Origin of the sequence: Sutcliffiella halmapala (assembly GCF_050107295.1) — a bacterium.
Taxonomy (GTDB): domain Bacteria; phylum Bacillota; class Bacilli; order Bacillales; family Bacillaceae_I; genus Sutcliffiella_A; species Sutcliffiella_A halmapala_A.
The window spans coordinates 322,005-342,945 of the sequence record NZ_JBNIKR010000001.1 but is presented as its reverse complement, the minus strand read 5'-3'; the positions used below and the strand labels follow the sequence as shown (position 1 = coordinate 342,945).

General features: G+C 45.5%; 15 protein-coding genes. 6 read left to right on the top strand and 9 right to left on the bottom strand.

The genetic code is table 11. The features are described 5' to 3' along the window. The first annotated feature begins 58 nt into the window (after positions 1 to 58). Complete coding sequence (locus ACQCT5_RS01670; RefSeq protein WP_499638372.1) at positions 59 to 775, top strand: TspO-related membrane protein; 717 nt, start codon at positions 59 to 61, stop codon at positions 773 to 775. A 376-nt stretch (positions 776 to 1,151) separates the two neighbouring features. Here the strand turns inward: ACQCT5_RS01670 and ACQCT5_RS01665 are convergent, their stop codons facing one another. After that, positions 1,152 to 1,925 (bottom strand): arylamine N-acetyltransferase, encoded by a 774-nt coding sequence (locus ACQCT5_RS01665; RefSeq protein ID WP_499638370.1) that lies wholly within the window; start codon positions 1,923 to 1,925, stop codon positions 1,152 to 1,154. Between the two features lie 134 nt (positions 1,926 to 2,059). Here ACQCT5_RS01665 and ACQCT5_RS01660 point away from each other — a divergent pair, with 134 nt between their 5' ends. Beyond that, complete coding sequence (locus ACQCT5_RS01660; protein WP_499638368.1) at positions 2,060 to 2,455, top strand: C40 family peptidase; 396 nt, start codon at positions 2,060 to 2,062, stop codon at positions 2,453 to 2,455. Positions 2,456 to 2,500: 45 nt separating this feature from the next. On the opposite strand, the gene ACQCT5_RS01655 is transcribed toward ACQCT5_RS01660, so the two are convergent. The 3 genes from ACQCT5_RS01655 to ACQCT5_RS01645 all read right to left on the bottom strand — a co-directional run bounded on the left by ACQCT5_RS01655 (position 2,501) and on the right by ACQCT5_RS01645 (position 6,652). Further along, positions 2,501 to 3,631: a S1C family serine protease gene (locus tag ACQCT5_RS01655; protein ID WP_499638365.1), complete on the bottom strand. Its 1,131-nt coding sequence runs from the start codon at positions 3,629 to 3,631 to the stop codon at positions 2,501 to 2,503. 13 nt (positions 3,632 to 3,644) lie between these two features. After that, positions 3,645 to 4,835 carry a zinc-ribbon domain-containing protein gene (locus tag ACQCT5_RS01650; protein ID WP_499638361.1) on the bottom strand — a complete coding sequence of 397 codons (1,191 nt, stop codon included), beginning with the start codon at positions 4,833 to 4,835 and terminating at the stop codon, positions 3,645 to 3,647. 611 nt (positions 4,836 to 5,446) lie between these two features. Next, positions 5,447 to 6,652, bottom strand: a complete 1,206-nt coding sequence (locus ACQCT5_RS01645; RefSeq protein ID WP_499638358.1) for a DEAD/DEAH box helicase — start codon at positions 6,650 to 6,652, stop codon at positions 5,447 to 5,449. A 152-nt stretch (positions 6,653 to 6,804) separates the two neighbouring features. On the opposite strand from ACQCT5_RS01645, the gene ACQCT5_RS01640 reads away from it, so the two are divergent. Further along, the gene (locus ACQCT5_RS01640) at positions 6,805 to 8,334 is read left to right on the top strand and encodes an FAD-dependent oxidoreductase (protein ID WP_499638355.1); all 1,530 of its coding nucleotides are present in this window, start codon (positions 6,805 to 6,807) and stop codon (positions 8,332 to 8,334) included. A 23-nt stretch (positions 8,335 to 8,357) separates the two neighbouring features. Here ACQCT5_RS01640 and ACQCT5_RS01635 read toward each other — a convergent pair whose 3' ends face one another. Beyond that, positions 8,358 to 9,635, bottom strand: a complete 1,278-nt coding sequence (locus ACQCT5_RS01635; RefSeq protein ID WP_499638353.1) for an ATP-binding protein — start codon at positions 9,633 to 9,635, stop codon at positions 8,358 to 8,360. A gap of 217 nt (positions 9,636 to 9,852) precedes the next feature. Here ACQCT5_RS01635 and ACQCT5_RS01630 point away from each other — a divergent pair, with 217 nt between their 5' ends. Beyond that, positions 9,853 to 10,821 carry an EAL domain-containing protein gene (locus ACQCT5_RS01630; protein WP_499638350.1) on the top strand — a complete coding sequence of 323 codons (969 nt, stop codon included), beginning with the start codon at positions 9,853 to 9,855 and terminating at the stop codon, positions 10,819 to 10,821. A gap of 47 nt (positions 10,822 to 10,868) precedes the next feature. Here the strand turns inward: ACQCT5_RS01630 and ACQCT5_RS01625 are convergent, their stop codons facing one another. From ACQCT5_RS01625 to ACQCT5_RS01615, 3 genes are all read right to left on the bottom strand, one after another. Beyond that, positions 10,869 to 12,350: an alanine/glycine:cation symporter family protein gene (locus ACQCT5_RS01625; RefSeq protein ID WP_499638347.1), complete on the bottom strand. Its 1,482-nt coding sequence runs from the start codon at positions 12,348 to 12,350 to the stop codon at positions 10,869 to 10,871. Between the two features lie 554 nt (positions 12,351 to 12,904). Then, entirely contained in the window at positions 12,905 to 14,710 is a 1,806-nt protein-coding gene (locus ACQCT5_RS01620) for an ABC transporter ATP-binding protein (protein WP_499638344.1), read from the bottom strand. Then, on the bottom strand, positions 14,691 to 16,433 hold the full coding sequence (locus tag ACQCT5_RS01615) for an ABC transporter ATP-binding protein (protein ID WP_499638341.1): 1,743 nt from the start codon (positions 16,431 to 16,433) through the stop codon (positions 14,691 to 14,693). Before ACQCT5_RS01615 ends, ACQCT5_RS01620 begins: the two co-directional genes overlap by 20 nt. Positions 16,434 to 16,945: 512 nt before the next feature. On the opposite strand from ACQCT5_RS01615, the gene ACQCT5_RS01610 reads away from it, so the two are divergent. Then, positions 16,946 to 18,436 carry an amidase family protein gene (locus ACQCT5_RS01610; RefSeq protein WP_499638338.1) on the top strand — a complete coding sequence of 497 codons (1,491 nt, stop codon included), beginning with the start codon at positions 16,946 to 16,948 and terminating at the stop codon, positions 18,434 to 18,436. Next, positions 18,433 to 19,800: a dipeptidase gene (locus ACQCT5_RS01605; protein WP_499638335.1), complete on the top strand. Its 1,368-nt coding sequence runs from the start codon at positions 18,433 to 18,435 to the stop codon at positions 19,798 to 19,800. The genes ACQCT5_RS01610 and ACQCT5_RS01605 overlap by 4 nt, the downstream gene beginning before the upstream one ends. Positions 19,801 to 20,113: 313 nt before the next feature. On the opposite strand, the gene ACQCT5_RS01600 is transcribed toward ACQCT5_RS01605, so the two are convergent. Next, a complete protein-coding gene (locus ACQCT5_RS01600; RefSeq protein ID WP_499638332.1) occupies positions 20,114 to 20,941 on the bottom strand; it encodes a DUF4037 domain-containing protein in 828 nt (275 codons plus the stop codon).

Here is a 20,941-nt window from a genome sequence, read left to right as displayed (position 1 = left end):
TATGTCTCCCTCTATTAAGGAATAGTATAGAAAGAGAGACGGAAGGAGTGGACTGCGAATGAAGCTTTGGCTTAATGTAATTGCTTTTCTTTTAGTCATCATTGTCAATTATCTATCAAATGCACTGCCTCTGAATGGCCAGACGACTGGCGAAATTTCCAATAGACTGAATGTGCTATTTACCCCGGCAGGCTATGTTTTTTCGATTTGGGGGCTCATCTATCTGCTTCTGGGAGTCTGGATTATCCGGCAGTTCCCGAAAGGCCGACGAAATCTGCCTATCTATCAGAACACCAGCAGCTTATTCGTGCTGAGCTGCATCCTCAATAGTGCCTGGGTAGTTCTGTGGCATTACGAATTTTTTGTTACAACGGTCGCTATCATGCTCAGTTTATTGCTTACACTGATGGCCCTTTATAAAAAAGTGCAGGTATCAGACCCCGGTTTATTTGACCGCCTGCCGTTTTCCATCTACCTTGGCTGGATCAGTGTCGCAACCATCGCCAATATCAGTTATGTACTGACCAATCTGGAGTGGGACGGCTTCGGCCTTTCCAATGTGACTTGGACTATCATCATGCTCGTTGTGGCTACCCTGCTTGCCATCTGGTTCAACATGGCCAATCGGGACCGTGTCTATCCGTTGGTGTTTGTCTGGGCCTTCATCGGGATCGGTGTGAAAAATATGGAAGCATACAGCAATGTATCCTATGTCGCGTACAGCTTGGCAGCGGTAATTTTTGTGATGACGTTGCTGTTTAAAGGAAAAAAATAAAGTATACTGTGTTAACTGTGTATCGGAGTGGCGCCTCCTGATTCCATTTTTTGTATAGTGGATAGAATAACGATCCTTTTGGATAGATTATTGATCAGTCTGGATAGAATATGGCAAGAAGTGGATAAATTGTTGGGGCTTTTCGCTAGAATATGCCACAAAGTGGATAGATTCGTTGCTCCAGCCTAAAGAAAGGGCTTTCTGATTACCTATTTTTGATAAAAGAAGGCGTTCTGCAAACAACCAGGATGTTTCCGATTGAAACTAAGGCACTTTTCCGCTGCGGAGAAGTGCTTTTAATGTGTGTTTCCCCAAAATTTAGCGTAATGCGGCCACCACTTACAAAAAAAGCCGAAGCAGCACTCACCTGTGCGCCTCAGCTTTTCCTTTTATCATAAATCTCCATCGCCCGTTTATAAATGCTATAGTCCATCCTGAATTTCTCTTCTATCCAGTATCGGAGCTCTTCTGCCGTTAATTCTTCCTCAATCATTTTCTTCTCATGAAACGTGATGAGCTTGTTTTCTTTGACTTGGTACGGCTTGTCATCTATGTATCCAAAAACCTTCAAATGTCTTAATGCAAAGCCATCCTGCCAATCATGGGATTGTAGGATATGTGGAATCAGTGCTTCAAATGTTACCGGACTCTTTCCGAGCGTTTTTGTCGGACCAGGTTCCCGTGACACGAGTATATTTTCTTCACGGACCTCATACCGGAATACCTCCCATTCATTTTCCGCTGTAAATGAATGGTGCAAGGGGAAAGCCCTAAATAGCGGTGCGCAATATCCGATGTCAACGTAATAAGGTTGATCCAGCATCACCTGCAAACATAAATGCCCCGGTTCCATATACAGATATTCCACCTGAAACCCAAGCGCATCCAATACATAATGGAACCCCCGTGCCAACGTCCAGCAGGTTCCACCTGTTCCTTGGTCCACCACTCTATCAAGATAGGAATCGATCGAAGGCAAATAGTATTTCTCCTTCTTTCCTTCCTCAAAGTCAATGAATTTCGTGAGGGTCTCCCATCTCACCTTCTTCTGATGCGCCTTCACAAGCTTATTAAGATAGACTAACGTTGGAGCTTCCACACCAATCTCTAAAAAGTCCAGAAACTTTGCTAGTTTTGTAACCTGATTCAACAGCCTCTCCTCCTTCTAATAGAATTCTCCACAACAAATTTAAATCCTTTTTTAAAATGGGATCATTTTGTCCAAGCAATTCCTCACATCCATCATTTAATAGGAGTAGTAGAAAACTAGAAAGGAGCTCGTGCATGTTAGCAGATCAGATTATCCGGACCGGCAAAAAATATTTAGGCATTCCTTATGTTTATGGAGCCCCCTCCAATCGTGAGGATATCTTTGATTGCAGCTCGTTTGTCCGTCATATATATGGATTACATGGGATTGAACTGCCACGGAATTCGCGCCAGCAGTATCAGTTCGGACAAACCATTCCTTTATCTAAGCTCCGAAAAGGAGATCTTCTTTTTTTCACCACTTCGAAGCGGAAAAAGAGAAAGGGTCTCGAACGGATCGGCCATGTTGCCATCTACCTAGGCAACGACACCATTCTGCATACTGCTCGGAACGAGACGAAGGTAACCATCACCAGTCTCTCTCCCTATTGGAAAAAAGTCATTATTGGTGCGAAAAGAATTCTAATTTAAAAAACGAACGCTGCCAATTATCTACAACGTTCGTTTTTGTCTCTTTTATTCTACTTCTTCTCTTTCTTCAGAGAGGATTTTCATCTGGTCATTTTCTAGCCCCAATACAAATTTCACCTTGTACTTTTTATAGGTTACACCTCTTTCAGAGCGTTGTTGTACGGTAATGATCGTGACGGCTTCCACCTTATCCCCGACCTTTTTGGTTAGCAGGTCCTCTGTTTCGATTGTGAGGAAATCCAGATATCCCTCCCTGAAATCTTCATAGGCGGTGTCGGATTGCCAGCCGCTTCCCAGTAATGAATAGGCTGTGACATAATCCCGGTAATTCAAGCTTTCATAGAAGTAGTTTACGAGATATGTCGCAACATCCTCATTCGTGGATTCCGTTCCGGTATTGTTTCCTGGAGTGTCTCCTCCAATTTTCGGCAAGGACTGCATCGGAGATTCCGACCAGCTCTCCAATAAGGAAATGACATTACTCAGCGGAATACTGAAGCCGATCACTCCCTTATCCATTGTTGCAGAATTGATTCCTACGACCTTCCCTGTTGTCGTATTAATAAGGGGGCCGCCACTGTTCCCCGGTGCAATGGGAGCCGAGATCTGAAAGACATCCTCATATTTGAAGGAATCTATATCAAAGCTGCGTCCCACGCCGCTGATGATCCCGGTTGTAACCGTATTTTGAAATCCAAGCGGACTTCCAAGGGCAATGACTTCATCCCCAAGTTCCGCTTTCTTCGTTTTCGCCAGTCTTAAAGGCTCCGTTCCTTCGAGTTCCGGAACCCGGACGACGGCTACATCCGTATCGACACTAACTCCGATTACTTGCCCCGTCAGCTCTTTGGAGTCTGCTGTAACGACCTTTACATCCTTCGCATTCGGTACGACATGGGCATTCGTGATGACATCCCCTTTATTGTTATAAAGAAACCCGGATCCAAAGGAACCGTCCGGCAGTTCGATTTTCACCACGAGCTTTTGGGACTCGAAGATAATTTCTTTCAACTCCTGTGGCACCTGCTCTTTTTCTTCAGGTTTCGTTTCAATATATAAGCTCGACTGCGCTGTCAGTTGCTTTGGAACTCCTTGTTTGATAAAAAAGTACCCATATGTTCCTGCTCCAAGGAGAACCAGGGTTACAATGACACTAACTATCCATCTTTTGTTCATCCCTGCACCTACTTTACTCTTCGACAAGCCATGTCATATTCTCTATCTCGACTGTTACATCTTCAAAAACACCATAATAGTAATCTTCGAATTTAGCTTTTTCCCCAGGAGGCAATTTGTACGGATAAACGGTGGTAAACCCGGTATCGAGTACCGTTTTATCCTTACTCAATATATTATAGTAGACGGTGATGGAGGAAACGGTTTTTGAGACAATGTTTTTCACTTCACCGGTAATCGTCATTCCACCCGTATCGTCTTCTACATATTTTAAACCTACCACTTCTAGTGCCGCGTTTCGATTCTTCAAATCCTCTTTTGCTGCAGCCTCCATCGCCTTTTCGATTCTTTCCTGTTCCGCCAGTTCAAACTCAGTCTGGGTCTGCTCAATTTTTTCTTTCAATGATAACAGTCGTTTATCATTGATGGCATATTGCAAGCCTTTGTCCGTTAAAGAAATGGCTTTTGTAAATTGTTTCTGCTCAAGCTCAGCTTCCGCATCGGTTGTTGTGAGTTGAACAATCCGATTCAAGATCTGTTCTTTCACCGCTTTGCCTTCCTCTGAAGGAATGGCGGAAAGCACGGCAAGCTTTCTTGCCAATTCATCCACCGTTTTCAATTGATCGAGTTCACTGTTAATTTTACCGACCTTAATCATCGTATCCTTTTCAGCAAGCTCTTTTCTGATCGGCTGGAACAACGGTCCGTTCAGTTTGGCAATCTTTTCGTTCAGACGGGAAAGTTCCTCTTCCGCCTCTTCAAACTTTTTATCTTTGATCAGTGTATTGGTATTTTCCATTTCCGCCTGCAGTTCCTCTGCGATCATGACGACCTCCAGGTTGTTTTGAAGTACATAGTACCGCGGCCTTAACTCTATTGCCGAGGACAACTTCGACTTTGCCTGTTCATACTTTCCTTCAAGCGCAAGCTCTTCTGCGGTATCCTTAAGTGCAATAACATCCGCATTCACATTCGTTTCATGAAAGTAGAACCAGCTTAAAGACCCGACGAGAAGCAAAAAAGCCGCTAAAGGAAGCAGAAAGGGGAAGATCATTCCGCCTTTTTTCCTGTTTCGATCTATTCCTCTACCTTCCAATATTTCATTGTCATTTTTATGTATATCTTCTTCTCTCAAATTTGCGCCGCAATTGGAGCAAAACTTCGCATCAGAAGAAACTTTTAATCCACAGTTGTGACAAAACATGTCGACTTAGCCTCCATAACTACTATTCTTTTACCATTTTACATTAGTTTCTTGTATAAATGTGAAATCTCCCTTTTAAACTGGCACTCTATCTAGTAGTAACTTTTTCCTTGATTGTGTTTTCTTTTCCTATCATACGGCATATTTCGGCAAATGTTAAATAATAGGGGATGGATTCAATCATTTTTTAATAGATTGCCTCATGAAAATGGAGTGTTTCCATTAAACCCCTGTTGGTTTCCGTTCCAGGGGTTCGCTTTCCGCGGGCGGTCTCGGGAGCCTCCTCGGTGCTAAAGCACCTGTGGGGTCTCCCTTGACACGCTACTGCCGCAGGAGTCTCACCCCTTGCACTTCAACCAACAGGGCGGTCTGTAAAATATAGTGACATCATTCAGCTCTCGGTCAGTTTCCATATGCTACTCAGGCAGATATATCAAGTGACGCCTTCAGAAACCTTTCCTTTTCTACAAATATATGAATATGAAGCTAGGGATTAGGAAATATTATGTCATCATTTCTCGGGAAATTGTGGTTTCACATGAAACATGTCGGATATTTCCATCTGGGTAAATGACAAAAAACTGCCTCAGATGAGACAGTTTTTTCTTTTCTTACTTTCTTTTCACTTTTGTTTTGCCGGCTGAGGGCTTCTTTTTGAATCCGCCTTTTTTTACGGGCTTCATGTCCTCTTCCCTAATCAGCTTGCCGCCGAACATGACTCTTTTATTAAGGGTCAGTCCGAGGTCTTTGGCAAATTGCTTCAGTTTTCGTTCTTCTCTTTCTGACACGATGGAAATGACTGTACCTTCAGCACCTTGTCTTCCTGTTCGACCGGATCGGTGCACATAGCTTTCCACTTCCTCTGGCAGGTCATAGTGGATGACATGGCTGAGTTCCTTGATGTCTAGTCCTCTAGCCGCTACGTCCGTTGCAAGCAGGACAGGGTATTCGTCCTTTCGGAAGTTCTTCAATGCAGTCTCCCTTTCTTGTTTGGTGGATTCGGAATGGAGGGAACCTACATTGAACTTTTTGAATAGCAGCTTCTCGGTCAGGACAGCAAGATTACCGATGTCGCGGACGAACCCAAGTGCCTTGATATTCTTTTCCTCACGCAGAATATTTGCCAGGACATTCGCTTTTTCCCGTTGGTCGACAATTACATATATGTGATCCACCTTTGAAGGGGCCATCTCATCTTTTGTAACCTTTAATACAAATGGATCTCGCATAAATTGCAGGGCTTGCTTTTCTGTTTCGTCCTTTAAGGTTGCGGAACATAACAGCAGCTGTCTTTCCTGCATAGTCGACTTGAGGATGTTCTGGATGGTTTTGGTGTGTTCGGGAATGAATAGCTGGTCCGCCTCATCCATCACGATGGTTGTCACTTCATGCATTTTAATTTTTTTCATCTGAATCAGCTCTTGCAGTCTGCCAGGCGTCCCGACAAGGATCTGAGGTTTCTTCTTCAGCTTTTCCACCTGTCGTTTGACGTTGGCACCACCGATAAAAGAAGCACCGATAATGTCGCTTCCTTCCGTCCATTTCTGGATCTGTTCAAAAATCTGCATGGCTAGCTCCTTTGAAGGTGCTACGATAACGGCCTGCGGGTGCTGCCTGCCAAGCTCTATTTTTTCGATGATAGGCAACAGGTACGCCAAGGTTTTCCCAGTACCTGTAGGAGATTCTATCAGTACATCCTTCCCCTCAAGGATTGCAGGGATGGCTTTATCTTGTATAGGAGTTGGATTGTTGAATTCACTTCTATTCCAGTTTTCCTGAATGAATGATTGTAATGTTGTTATTACGGTTGTAGACATATATTTCTCCTTTATCACCCTCACATGGGGTTTTCACAAGTTCTTCTTTTCTCATTCTACCCTACTTGAGAGAAAAAAAGGAATACATACATGAATTTCTTCTCTTTTGGAAAAATTATGTACATGTTTGTTTTTCAAGGAGGATTTACACTATGTCGGAACAAAATCAATTCGTAAAGTTACCAAAGGGTCCGGAGCCATACTGGAGAGAGTCCGCTTCCCTTCCTTCCTTTTCCCCATTAAAAGAAGATACTGAGGCGGATGTTTGTATTGTCGGGGCTGGTATTACCGGAATCACCACTGCTTATCAGCTTGTGCAGGACGGATATAACGTCGTTCTGCTTGATGCGGACCAGATTTTAAACGGTACGACTGGACATACAACGGCAAAAGTGACAGCTCAGCACGGATTAATTTACGATGAGCTGATCGGGCATATCGGACAGGAAAAGGCGAAGCTCTATTATGAAGCCAACAATGATGCCCTTCACTATATTAGAGACCTTGTAAACCAAAAGCATATGGAATGTGACTTCAGTGAACAGGATGCGATGATCTATGCCACTACCGAACAGGATAACAAGAATGTCCTGATGGAGATGGATGCCTATCATAAGCTTGGTATTTCTGCAGATTTGAATGAAAAGGTCCCTTTTGCCATACCAACAAAAAGCGTGCTAGTCATGAAGAATCAGGCGCAATTTCATCCCCTTCAATATTTGAAGTACCTGGTGGAAGCTATCGTTGAGAAAGGAGGAAGGATCTACGAACAGACGGTCGCGACAGATGTAGAGGAATCACCTGAACTGCGTGTGGTCACAAAGGGTGGTTCGAAAATCAAATGCAAGCATGTGATTGCCTGCTCCCACTTCCCTTTTTACGATGGGATGGGCTTTTTCTTTACAAGAATGTATGCCGAGCGTTCCTATGTTGTGGCAGCTAAAACGGATAAGGCATTACAGGGTGGCATGTATCTTAGCGCCGGACAGCCGACGAGGTCTTTGCGCTCCGTCACGATTAATGGCGAGAAGTATCTCCTGATTGGCGGCGATGGCCATAAAACGGGACAAGGCAAGGACACAATGAAGCACTATCAGGCGCTAAAGGATTTTGGAGAAGAGGTCTTTGGCATCCAGGATATTGCCTATCGCTGGTCCGCGCAAGATCTTTATACGCTAGATAAGGTTCCATATATCGGGCGGATCACATCCGGCAAATCGAATATATTCATTGCAACCGGATACCGCAAATGGGGGATGACCAACGGTACAGCAGCAGCACTACTACTGCAGGACCTTGTTAACGGAAAGAAAAATAAGTATGAGAATCTTTTCACCCCTTCCCGCTTTGTGGCTGATCCGTCCTTGAAGAAATTTTTCAGCACCAACATGGATGTGGCCAGTCACTTGGTGGAAGGCAAGCTTGACCGTCCGACGAAAACTCCGGATGAACTGGGCTTGGACGAGGGAGGTGTGGTTTCTCTTAATGGCCGCCGTGCCGGTGCCTATAAGGACGAAAAAGGCGAACTTCATTGCGTCGATACGACCTGTACCCACTTGGGCTGTGAAGTGGAGTGGAATCATGGCGACAGAAGCTGGGATTGCCCTTGTCATGGCTCGAGGTTCTCGATTCATGGTGATGTACTTGAAGGCCCTGCGGATAAACCGCTTGAGAAGCTGTAGGGACGAATAATGGTGCAATCCAGCTAAACGGACTGCACCATTTTTTTCTCTTTGATTCTTGTGAAATCACGAAACACAACCTTGACCTCGGTCCCTTTCCCCAATTCACTTGCATATGACACCTTCCCGTTCATCGTCTCTATAATACGCAGGGAGACCGTTGTACCAAGTCCGGTCCCTTTATCTTTTGTACTATAAAAAAGAGTTCCGATGCGTGCGAGCTCTTCCTTCGACATGCCTTTTCCATTGTCCTTGACGATGATTGTCGTTTCGTTATTGCTGACAAGCAGCTTGATAAACACTTTTCCATCCTGTTGGGTGGCCTCGATTGCATTTTTGATGATGTTGACGAGCACCTGCTTAAGCTGATTTTTATCGGTATCCATATAGATATTCTTTTCAAGATAGCAGTCAAGGGAGACACCGCTCTTGATGGCCAAGGGGTTCAACAGCATCATGACCTCTGTTAACAATTCTGCCAGGTTGACCTGCTCTATCTTTTTGAATTCCGGCTTGGCGAAGTTCAAATAGTCATTGATAATGGATTCCGCCCTTCCCAATTCGCTGAGGACAAGTGGGATATATGGGTACTTCTGATCCTCTTTTTGCATGATCTGAAGGAAGCCTTTCACTACTGTTAAGGGATTTCTTACTTCATGTGCAATGGAGGCTGCGAGCTCTCCAAGTGTATTCAATTTTTCAGCCCTCATTATTTCGCGTTTCATCAGCTCCCTCTCCAGTACCGCTTCATGAAGCATGGAAGCAAATCCAACCCCGATTACCTGAATCAGACCAAACGGCAGGATATACAAGAGCAGGCTTGCTCCACCACTAAATTCAGGCTGGGTAAAAAGGAAGGCCAGGAGAATGCTGAGCATCACAATGTCCGGCCATAGTCCGACAAACACCGATAGCGTGATCCGTTTCTTTTTCGTTCGAAGCTTATTAAATTTCCTCACCATCAAGAAAGGCACCAAGGCGGACAACAGGGCACTTATATAGCCAAAAAGAAGGGCATCTCCACCCATATAGGTCCTTGTCCCAAGGATGGCACCAAGGACAATAAGCCCAGCCTTGGGACCTCCGTACAAGACAGCCAGAACAAGCGGGATATATCGCAAATCCCAGAACAATCCATAATCATAGTATGCAAAGAGCAAGCAGAGACTTGCCGAAGCCCCCTGGAGCAGACCGATAAAATATGGAGAACCGCTAAACCTTTTATTCTCTGAGACGACATAATAGATTAACACCGGTGCTAATATGATCAATACATGTAAGAGTAGTTTTTCTGCAAGCATAAGGGATGGCTCCATTCCTAATCTTTTAAAGATAACTTACTAGCTTTTATTTTCGACAGGTTTTGTGAAATCCCTTGTTCATTCTTTAGCATTCGATAACTTTCTTTCTCTTTCACATCAAACAGACCATTTATTCTACTTTTCACGATATTCTCTCTCTATTTTGCAAGATTAATAGTAAAATTATCCTAAGAACCTATTTAAGGAGGAAGTCACCATGCATTGTATCGATTGCGGGGTTCCAAGTCCCATCGAAGAAAACGGCACATTGATTGTCAAGCGATCCGGGGGGGATGGGCAGTATCCATATACTACATATAAAGAATTGGCGGACCACCTATGGAAGCTCCAGAAAGAAGGGGCTTCCGACCAAACAAAAGTGAAAACCGCCACGATGAATGGCTTTATTTCTCTTCCTTCCTTTGAGTTGATGGTGCAAAACCATGAACTTGTTAATCTGATAGCCGGCAATTCCTTTTCCACTCATTTTCAGCCTATCATCGACCTGCAAGATAAGAATCGCATTTTTGCCTATGAATGTCTGCTCCGTCCTGTAGCAGCCGGGAAACCAATCTCCCCATTCAAGCTCTTTGAATTTGCCAGAGAGTCAAATCTGCATAACTATCTGGACCAGAAAGCAAGGGAGCTCTCGATCGTTTCAAGCAGCAAACTCGGTGTACCGCCAGAAGTGAAATTTTTTATTAACTTTCTCCCTTCTTCCATCTATAACCCGGAGTATTGTCTGCAGCATACCTTCCACATTGTGAACAAGCACAATATTTCTCCCGTCCAGCTTGTGTTTGAAGTGGTGGAATCGGAAAAAATCTCCGATATCGAACATCTTGCTTCCATTTTTACTACCTACAAAAAATCGGGAATGCAAGTCGCTTTGGATGATGTAGGTGCCGGATACTCCACTTTGGATGTCCTTCAGAAACTGCAACCTGATTTTGTGAAAGTGGATCGATCGTATGTGTCGTTCTGCGATACGAACCCGGAGAATCAGCTCTTTTTAAAGAACGTGCTCGAGATCTCCCAAAAGCTCGGCATTAAAGTCTTGGCAGAGGGAATCGAAAGGGCAGAAGAATTGGAGTTCTGCAGAAATATCGGTATCGACTATGCTCAAGGGTATTATATTGGAAAACCTAGTGCAGAGCCGGTAATCCCTCAATTGGAAACGGTGTAAGCAAAAAAAGCGGCAGACCCTGTTTAACATGGCCTGCCGCTTTTTTATTAGGAAACTTTTTCTTTCTTTTCCTCTTGGTAGTCCTCTGTCCAGAATTCAGCGTTTTTGATTCCCAGCTTATCTGGATTAAAGACCGGATCAAGTCCTTGCTTTTTCTGCTCATCATAATCCTTCAATACCCTTAAGGCCGGTTTTGCAAGGATCAGAATGGCCACCAGATTCAGCCAGACCATGATACCAAGACCAATATCACCTAAAGCCCAAGCGATCTTGGAATTATTTACCACACCATAGTACGTGGATGCCAAGAGAACTACCTTCAACAGGAACATCGGAATGGCATTGTTCCGTCCACGTACCAGATAGGCCACATTCGTTTCTGCGATATAATAGTATGCCATGATGGTTGTAAAGGCGAAGAACAGCAGGGCAATACCAACAAATCCTGCACCAAAACCAGGAATGGCCGATTCAATGGCCGCTTGTGTATAGGCAGGTCCCGCCTCTACATTTGCTCCAAGGTTGTTCGCGATAAAGCCGCCTTCAGGATTTTCAACATTGTACATACCTGTGAAAAGAATCATAAATGCCGTCGCGGAACATACAAGCAAGGTATCGATATAAACGGAAAACGCTTGTACCAGTCCTTGCTTCGCCGGATGGGAAACCTCTGCCGCTGCTGCAGCATGCGGGCCTGTCCCTTGACCAGCTTCATTGGAATAGATGCCTCGTTTTACACCCCAGGCAATCGCCATCCCGATAATCCCGCCAAACGCGGAATCAAATGCAAATGCACTTCGGAAGATCAAACCGAATACTGCAGGAAGCTCGGTAAAATTAACCGCAATGATATACAGAGAAACGAGAATATACGCAACAGCCATGAATGGTACTACATACTGTGCCACTGTTGCGATACGCTTTACCCCTCCAAAAATGATAAGTGCAATAACCAAAACTAATCCAATTCCAACATATGTTTTATTGACACCGAACGCATTGCTCAGTCCATCCCCGATAGCGAAGGCCTGGACACCAGGCATCAGAAGACTCATTGCCAGAATTGCTGACCCGGCAAAAAGGATTCCATACCATCTCCAACCGATTCCTTTTTCTATGTAATAAGCCGGACCGCCCCGGTACTCACCGTCTTGCTTCACTTTGTAGATCTGCGCCAATGTTGATTCGATAAAGGCACTGGAAGCTCCGATAAACGCGATCGTCCACATCCAGAACACCGCTCCAGGTCCACCCATCGCAATGGCCGTTGCCGTACCTGCAATATTACCCGTCCCAACACGTCCCGATAATGATATCGCCAACGCCTGGAAGGAAGATACGCCAGCGCTTGATTTCTCCCCGGAGAAGATATTCTTGATCATATCCTTGAAAAGTCTAACCTGTACTACCTTCGTTAGAATCGTAAATAAAAGTCCAACACCCAAACAGAACACAATCATCGGTGTACTCCAGAGAATCCCTGCTACTTCTCCAAATGCACCTTCAAGCCAAATCTTCCACTTTTCCAAGAAAACGTCCCCCTCACGATACATAATTTTTAGAATTTTCTTTCTATGTTTTTGGATTATAAAGCAAATTGTACTAATACACAATGCTCAAATCCTCCCAAACTTGTTACCTCTTCACCACCTGACCTAGTTATTTTCAATAAAATTTGAATAATCTATTATTTAATTCATAGTCCTTTTCCCTTAATTTTTGGGGAATAACCCTATTTTGAAAAAAATTATGTGCAGTTTTGGGTAATTTGTAGTGTTTTATTGCAATGGTGCTGAATATCGGGACTATTGTTCTTTTCGATTGGGCATAGTGGTGTAATATTACAGATATTAACGAATCAACTGTCTGGATCCCTGTCCACTTTCCTAGTAATCTATCCACTTTGGCGGTGAATCTATCCACTTCACTTAGTAATCTATCCACAAAGCTAAACAATCTATCCACAATTGCAACTTTTCTATCCACTCTACCGGTTAATCTATCCACTTTACAAAAAATTACATTAAACCGCAAAAAAAGCCCAGCACACCGCCCCAAAAACCGACGACACACTGGACTTTCCTTAACCGACTTCTTTTTTCAACTGACTCGTAAACAACTCATAGTAAAACCCTTGCTCCTCAAGCAACTCCTCGTGGGAGCCTTTTTCAATGATCTCTCCCTCTTTCAGAACGAGGATCTGATCCGCTTTTTGAATCGTGTTCAGCCTATGCGCAATGACAAAGCTTGTTCGCCCTTCCATCAATCGCTGCAGGGCTTCCTGGATTTTCATTTCCGTGATGGTGTCAATGCTGCTTGTCGCTTCATCGAGCACCAGGATTGTAGGATTGGCGAGGACCGCCCGCGCAATGGAAAGCAGCTGTTTCTGTCCTTGACTGATTCCGCTGCCATCCTGCTTCAATTTAAAATCGTACTGACCAGGAAGCTTTTTGATAAATGTTTGGGCATTAGCAAGCTTTGCCGCCTCTTCCACTTCCTCGTCGGTCGCTGTCAATTTCCCATAACGGATATTCTCACGGATTGTTCCCTCAAACAGAAACGAATCCTGCAGCACGAAAGCCATATGCTTACGGAGACTCGAGCGCTTTATCCTATTTATCGGATGGCCATCAAGCAGGATGCTGCCGCTATCCAGATCATAAAAGCGCGATATCAGATTGATGACCGTCGTTTTCCCTGCTCCGGTTGGTCCTACGAATGCGACCGTTTCCCCGACGGATGCATGGAAGCTGATATTTTTTATTGTTGTATCATCATCGTCATAGGAGAAGGAAGCGTCAATGAACTCAATTTCTCCCTTTACCGATTCCAGTTCGATCGCTTCTTTTTCATCTCTTGCCTCTTCTTCCTCATCGAGCACATCGAAAACACGCTCCGCCCCGGCAACCGCCGAAAGCAGGGTATTGAACTGGTTGGCAAGATCGTTCAATGGCCTTGTAAATTGACGGGAGTACTCGGCAAAAATGACGATGACACCGATGGTTATTCCCATGCCATTCAGCGCCATGATGCCCCCGACTCCGGCAATTACTGCAAAGCTCAGGTTGTTCAGCATATTCATCAATTTCGGGATGAAGCCTGAATAGGTCTGGGCCCAATAGGCACTCTTTTTCAGACGCTCGCTCTTCTCCAAAAATTCCATCATGACCTTATCCTCCTGGGAAAAGGTCTTTACAATGCGCTGACCGGAAATTGTCTCCTCGATATAGCCATTCAGTTCTCCAAGATTGCGTTGGGTCTGCTTAAATAGCGGCCCGGTCCGTGAAGTGATCCACCTCAGCCCGAAGAACATGACAGGCACAATCACCAGTGTGATCAAAGTCAGGATCGGACTAAGATAAAGCATCACTGAAACCGTTCCGACCAATGTCAGGATACTCGAAAAGATCTGTATTACCGAACTGTTCAAGGTGGAGCTGACATTCTCCATATCGTTGGTCACCCTGCTCATGAGCTCTCCATGCTGCCTTTTATCAAAATACGGAATCGGCAGCTTATGTAGATGCTGAAAAAGCTGAGTCCTCATTTTATAAACGGTATCCTGCGCGATCCCTACCATCCAGTAGTTCTGCAGCCACGTGGACAGCGAATAGAAGATATAGATGAACACAAGGCCAATCAGGACGTTGATAAGACCGGTGCTGTCTCTTTCCACAATATAATTGTCGATTGCCATTCCTACAATGAAAGGTCCCAATAACCCGAGGGCGGAGCTTGCAAGCACCATCAACAGCACCAAGGAGAGCAGCCCTTTCCGCTCACCAAGATACATCCAGACCCGCTTGATCGTCCCTTTCCAATCCTTCGCTTTTGGCTTTGGATTGGCCTTATTCTGAACGGCGGCACTACTACTTATACGCTTCGACATGCTCTGCCACCTCCGCTCCAAATTGTGATTGATATATGTTCTGATAGAGGGTCGAATGCGATAGAAGATGTTCATGACTGCCCTCTTCCAGAAGCATTCCATCCTCGAGCAGCAAGATTTTATCGGCTTCCATTGCGGTACTCACTTTTTGCGTGATGATGAAAGTGGTGCAATCGTACTTCCTCAAGGCTGTCAAAAGCTTTCCTTCTGTCTTCAGATCCAGTGCACTCGTACTATCGTCAAGCATGAGGATCTTCGGCTTTCTGATCAAAGCCCGCGCAATCGATAAGCGCTGCTTTTGTCCACCGGAAAGATTCACACCCTTTTGCCCCAGCACTGTTTCGTATTTATTGTGCAGACGGTCGATTGTTTCATGTATCTGTGCATCCTTGGCCGCCTGGATGATCTCCTCCATGGATGCATCCTCTTTGCCCCAAGCAAGGTTATCCCTGACAGAGCCTGAGAAAAGAAGTGCTTCCTGCGGGACATAGCCGATCTGTCTGCGAAGATTTTTCAAAGGCAGGTCGGTAATATCTTTTCCATCAACGGCAATGACTCCTTCGTTCACATCATATAATCGCGGCAACAGCTGGAACAGGGATGACTTCCCGGCACCGGTTGCTCCCATGATGGCAACGGTTGAGCCAGCTTCCGCATCAAACGAGATGTTCTCAAGCACTGGTGTATCCGTGTTCGGATAATGGAAATATACGGAACGGAAGCTTACTTCACCCTTCAGAACCGCACCCTTCTCTTCAATTCCCTGCTTGTCGACAAGATCCACTTCCTCCTCCAATACATCAGCAATCCGATGTGCTGAAGCTTTTGCACGGGCAAACGCCATGATGATAAAGGAAATGATCGATAGCGCTCCCGTGATTCTAGTAGCGTAGTTCACAATCGCTACCACTTCCCCCACCTGGACGCTTCCTGTATTAACACCTGCACTTCCAAACCAGAGAACTGCCAGGATGCTCAGATTCATGATCAATAGGAGAAGCGGCATCGTCATTTCCATCAAGCGAAGCGCGGAAACGGTCTGGTCCTTCAAGTCCTCACTCGCATGATCAAAGCGCTTGATTTCATGATTTTTGCGTAAGAATGCTTTGATTAAGCGAATTCCTCCAAGATTTTCACGCATTACATTGTTCACGCCGTCCAGCTTTTCCTGAACAGCCTTAAACATCGCACCGCCCCTTTTCATCAGCCACATCAAAAAGGCGAAAAGAATCGGCACCCCTACCACTAAAAATAGAGCTAGCTGAAAGTTGACGATCAGGGCCATGACCACCCCACCGATAATCAATAGAGGTGCACGCATCATGATACGCAAGCTCATAAATACGGTATTTTGAACCTGTGTCACGTCGTTGGTCATTCTTGTGATAAGAGATGACGTAGGGAAAAGGCTGAAATTTGCGAAAGAGAAGGATTGAATCTTCCCATACAACCCCTTCCTGATGTCATAACCGAAGTTTTGTGAAACATGTGCTGCAAAAAAGGAGTTGATGACCCCGGCCAGGAAAGCCAGGAAAGACATTCCGACCATGATGCCTCCCCACTTCATGACCACTCCCAGGTCCTCCTGCAAAATGCCGTCATCAATGATTTTTGCCATCAAGAGTGGATGCAACAGCTCCACGACAAGCTCTGTGAGCATCAGCAAGAGCGCTATCCCAACTGCCAGCTTATATGGCTTTAAAAAAGAAAAAACTTTCCCCATGTGTCTTGATCCCCCAAACTATTTGCTATGTTTAGTCTATGTTGAAAACTGTTTCCGCATTAATTATTGCTCTGCATCTTATGATTCTATGTTAATTCGAATCAAATACTTCGTTTAGCTAAACGAATATCTTGAATTATCGCCTTTTTCTACTATCATACCTTTTTTACTATGTTTTTTAAATAGTTTGAATTATTATTATGAAGTATAAAGGAATATTTTATATTTTATAGACTCTGTTAAACACCGCTGTTGATTTCCGCAAAAGGCTTCTTTCCGCGGGGCGTTGATGGAGCCTCCTCAGCTTCGCCTGTGGGTTCTCCATTAAACGCCAGCTCCCGCAGGACAAGGAAGGCTGCGCCAGCGATACATCGCACGCAGAAAATGCTTGCATTTTCAAGGAGTCTCCGCCTTTTGCTCCAATCAACAGCTAGATTCTTATTAAACAAACACTAGACAGTAACAGAGCCATTTTATAAAAACTAAGTTGAAAATCAAAGGAGGAAGCGGCTATGTATGATCCAAAACTTGCAGAATTAGTGAATGAATGGTTGCCTGAAGCAACAATTGACCATTTGCAAGATGCGCTCGAAGCCGGGGAGGTCACCTCGAAAGAACTGGTTCTTATGTATCTTCATCGAATCGGGCAACACGATAAAAAGGGGATCGCCCTGAATTCGATTCTTGAAATAAACCCTGATGCAGTCTTCATTGCCGAAGCACTTGACCTCGAAAGAATGCGAAAAGGTGCACGCGGACCTCTTCACGGCATCCCGGTTCTCGTAAAAGACAATATCGATACAGGCGACCATATGCACACAAGTGCCGGATCCCTCGCCTTGGCTGAGCATAACGCAGAAGAAGACTCCTTTGTTGTCAAGCAGCTTAGGGATGCCGGAGCCATCATCCTTGGGAAAACGAATATGACGGAATGGGCCAACTTCATGACGAAAAATATGCCCAGCGGCTATAGCTCCCGCGGCGGACAAGTAGTGAATCCTTATGGACCTGGCCAGTTTGATGTCGGCGGATCAAGCAGCGGTTCGGGTGCTGCCATTGCAGCGAACTTTGCCGCAGCGGCAATCGGGACGGAAACATCCGGCTCCATTCTTAGTCCCGCGAGCTCCAATTCCCTTGTTGGAATCAAGCCGACAGTCGGCCTGATCAGCCGCAGAGGGATTATTCCGATTACATACAGTCAGGATACGGCAGGACCTATGGCGCGGACCGTAACGGATGCTGCGATTCTTTTGAGTGCACTTACAGCAACCGATGACAAGGATCCCGCTACGCTTTCGAATCCATACCCCGGCCTATCGTATACCTCTTTTCTTTTAAAAGAAGGATTGCACGGCATGCGAATCGGGATTGCACGCGACCCATTCTTTACGTATCTGTCTGATGAAGAAGCACTTGTCATGGAAGAAGCGATTGCCTGCCTCAGGGAGAATGGAGCGGTGGTTGTAGATAAGGTCAACATTCCTTTTGCAAAAGAGAAATGGGACTACCACACCCTTTTCTATGAATTTAAACCGAGCCTGAACGCCTATCTGAGCAAGACCGGCTCCCATGTACCGGTCAAAAGCCTGAAGAACCTGATCGGGTTTAACAAAAAGGACTCCGGCAAGATGCTCAAATACGATCAGACCGTTCTCATAGATTCCGAGAATCTTAGCGGCACTTTAACGGAGGAAGAGTACCTGGTCAGCAGGGAGCGGGACCTGTATCGCACACGGGAGGGCGGCATTGATGCTGCTATGGACGGGTATGAATTGGATGCCATCCTGACTCCAAATAATTTTGGTGCAAGTCTTCCTGCCAAGGCGGGATACCCTTCCATTACCGTTCCTGGCGGGTACACGATGACAGGCAAACCGGTTGGTGTGACCTTCACCGCTAGAGCATTTGAAGAAAGCACCCTGATCCATATCGGCTATGCCTACGAGCAAGCGACACTACACAGAAAAGCACCTGTTTTACAAAATAAGGAGGTAAAAGCATGACCTTTATAACCTATTTAGAAGAACAGCGGGACAAGCATTTGGAGGAGCTTTTCGAGCTTCTTTCCATCCCTAGCATCAGCGCACTACCTGACCATAAGGAAGATACACACCGTGCAGCGGAATGGTTCGCAACTGCACTGCTCGATCTAGGCATGGACAATGTCGAGCTCTATCCGACAAAAGGGCATCCGATTGTCTATGGAGAATGGCTGAAGGCAGAGGGCAAACCTACTGTCCTCATCTATGGTCACTACGATGTCCAACCGGTGGATCCGCTTCACTTATGGGACACAGCACCTTTCGAGCCTGCCATACGTGATGAAAGCATCTATGCACGCGGAGCCAGTGATGACAAAGGACAAACTTTTATGCATTTGAAAGCACTCGAAGCTATCCTGAAAACGACCGGCACTCTTCCTTTCAATTTCAAGTTTTGTATCGAAGGCGAAGAGGAAGTAGGGAGTCCGAACCTGCCTGTTTTCATCGAGGAAAAAAAGGGCATGCTTGCAGCAGATGTCATTGTTGTTTCAGACACGGCGATGATGGAAGAGGACAAGCCTACCATCTGCTATGGCCTGCGTGGAATGTGCGGCTTTCAGCTGGATGTAAAAGGGCCGCGCCGAGACCTGCATTCCGGGCTATACGGCGGTGCCGTACAGAATCCGATCCATGCCGTAGTCGAGCTTCTGCAATCATTCCATGACAAGGATGGTGTCATTACGGTCGACGGTTTCTATGATAAGGTCGTACCGTTGACCGAGGATGAAAAGGCAGCCTTTGAGGCATTGAATGCATCAGAGGAAAGCGTCATGAATGAGGTCGGGGTAACCGAATTGTTCGGAGAGAAGGGCTACACCCACTTGGAAAGAACATGGGTCCGCCCGACACTTGAAGTGAACGGGATCTATGGCGGCTTCCAGGGTGAAGGCATCAAGACCGTTCTGCCATCCGAGGCACATGCAAAAATCACATGCCGACTTGTGCCGGACCAGGAACCGGACGAGATCCTCGAGCTTCTGCAAAAGCACGTCAAAGAAAACACGCCTCCAGGGGTAGAGGTGACAGTCAGCCTGTTCGACAAAGGCGCACCATTTGTCACGCCATTTGACCACCCTGCCATCCAGGCGGCAAGCCGTGCCTTTGAAAAGGTGTTTGAAGTACCGACCGCCTTCACCCGCGGTGGCGGCTCCCTGCCGATCGTCTCCAACCTGGATGAGATCCTGAAAGCGCCAATCGTGTTGATGGGCTTCGGCTTACCGTCCGATAACGTTCATGCACCGAACGAGAACTTCAAGCTGAAGAATTTTGACAAGGGTCTGCTGACGCTCTGCCATTATTGGAAGGAGCTAGAGGGAGTTCTCTAATTTTAGGCTATGTTAAACACCGCTGTTGATTTCCGCACTAGGCGCAGCGACCCAAGGGCGGTCCGGGAGCCTCCTCGGCTTCGCCTGTGGGGTCTCCCCTGTCCCTTCCTCCCGCAGAGAAAATCAACACTACTCAATAACAGAGCCTATTTTTAAAAAACTGTCCGAAAAGCCTTGTGACTGGCATTCGGACAGTTTTTTTTCTGGTGAATGTTAGATTGGTAGAAAAAATCGCCCAAAAATCCTCAATCATTCTATGCACTTGCATGCCAAGATGTATTTACGTTTTCAGCCGCATGGCAATTTTTTCACATTAAATCGACCTAACAAACACACTCTTTTCTCTAAATGTACGGAGGTCCATAATAGGCATTTCTCTTTCCACAAAGGCAAAAACATCCTTGATTACCTCTTCTAGAACACGCAAGCCCTCAATCGGGTGGAGCACCAAGACTTGCTCCATTTTCTCTGTGAATCCATCCGGCAATAAAGACATCCTCACCAAGCTCTGCTTCTGCCATTTATAGGCTGGATGATGGACATACATCCTGTTCAAACCGAACATTGCCCCCATAAGCTTTGATTGGGCACTTACCATCACCTGATAGAGCATAAGCCAATCCTCTCGATATAAGAGCGCTTCACGGTTCCCCCAACGGCTGCCAAAGTCGAGATTCTCCATGATCATCTTTTCTCTCAGTGCTTCTGGAAAGACACTAACTTTACCTTTCAAATCTAGGAGCAGTTCATGCCCAAATAAAGGCTTCCCATCCTGGAAGGAAGCCACAATACATTGCATATCCAAGCATGTATCATGATGATGCACCACTTGGTCAATAACCCTGATGATAGTTTCAGATAAAAAACTGCTGATCTCAAATTTCACGCCTTCATACCAGTAGGTTTCTGACCACTCTTCATCCTCATATTCATGGAAATCTATGATGTTTCCTTGCACCTTTTCAATTGGTGCCATTCTATCCCTGTCTTTCGGTGCCTCCCGCCAAAGGAGATGTAGCTCAATGTCCGAATAGGTATCCTCCCAATTACGCGAAACGGACCCAGCAATCATGATCGCTTCCACCATTGGATTTTCTGCATAAACCATTGCCATTTTTTCTGCTAAAGCTTTCAATTCCAT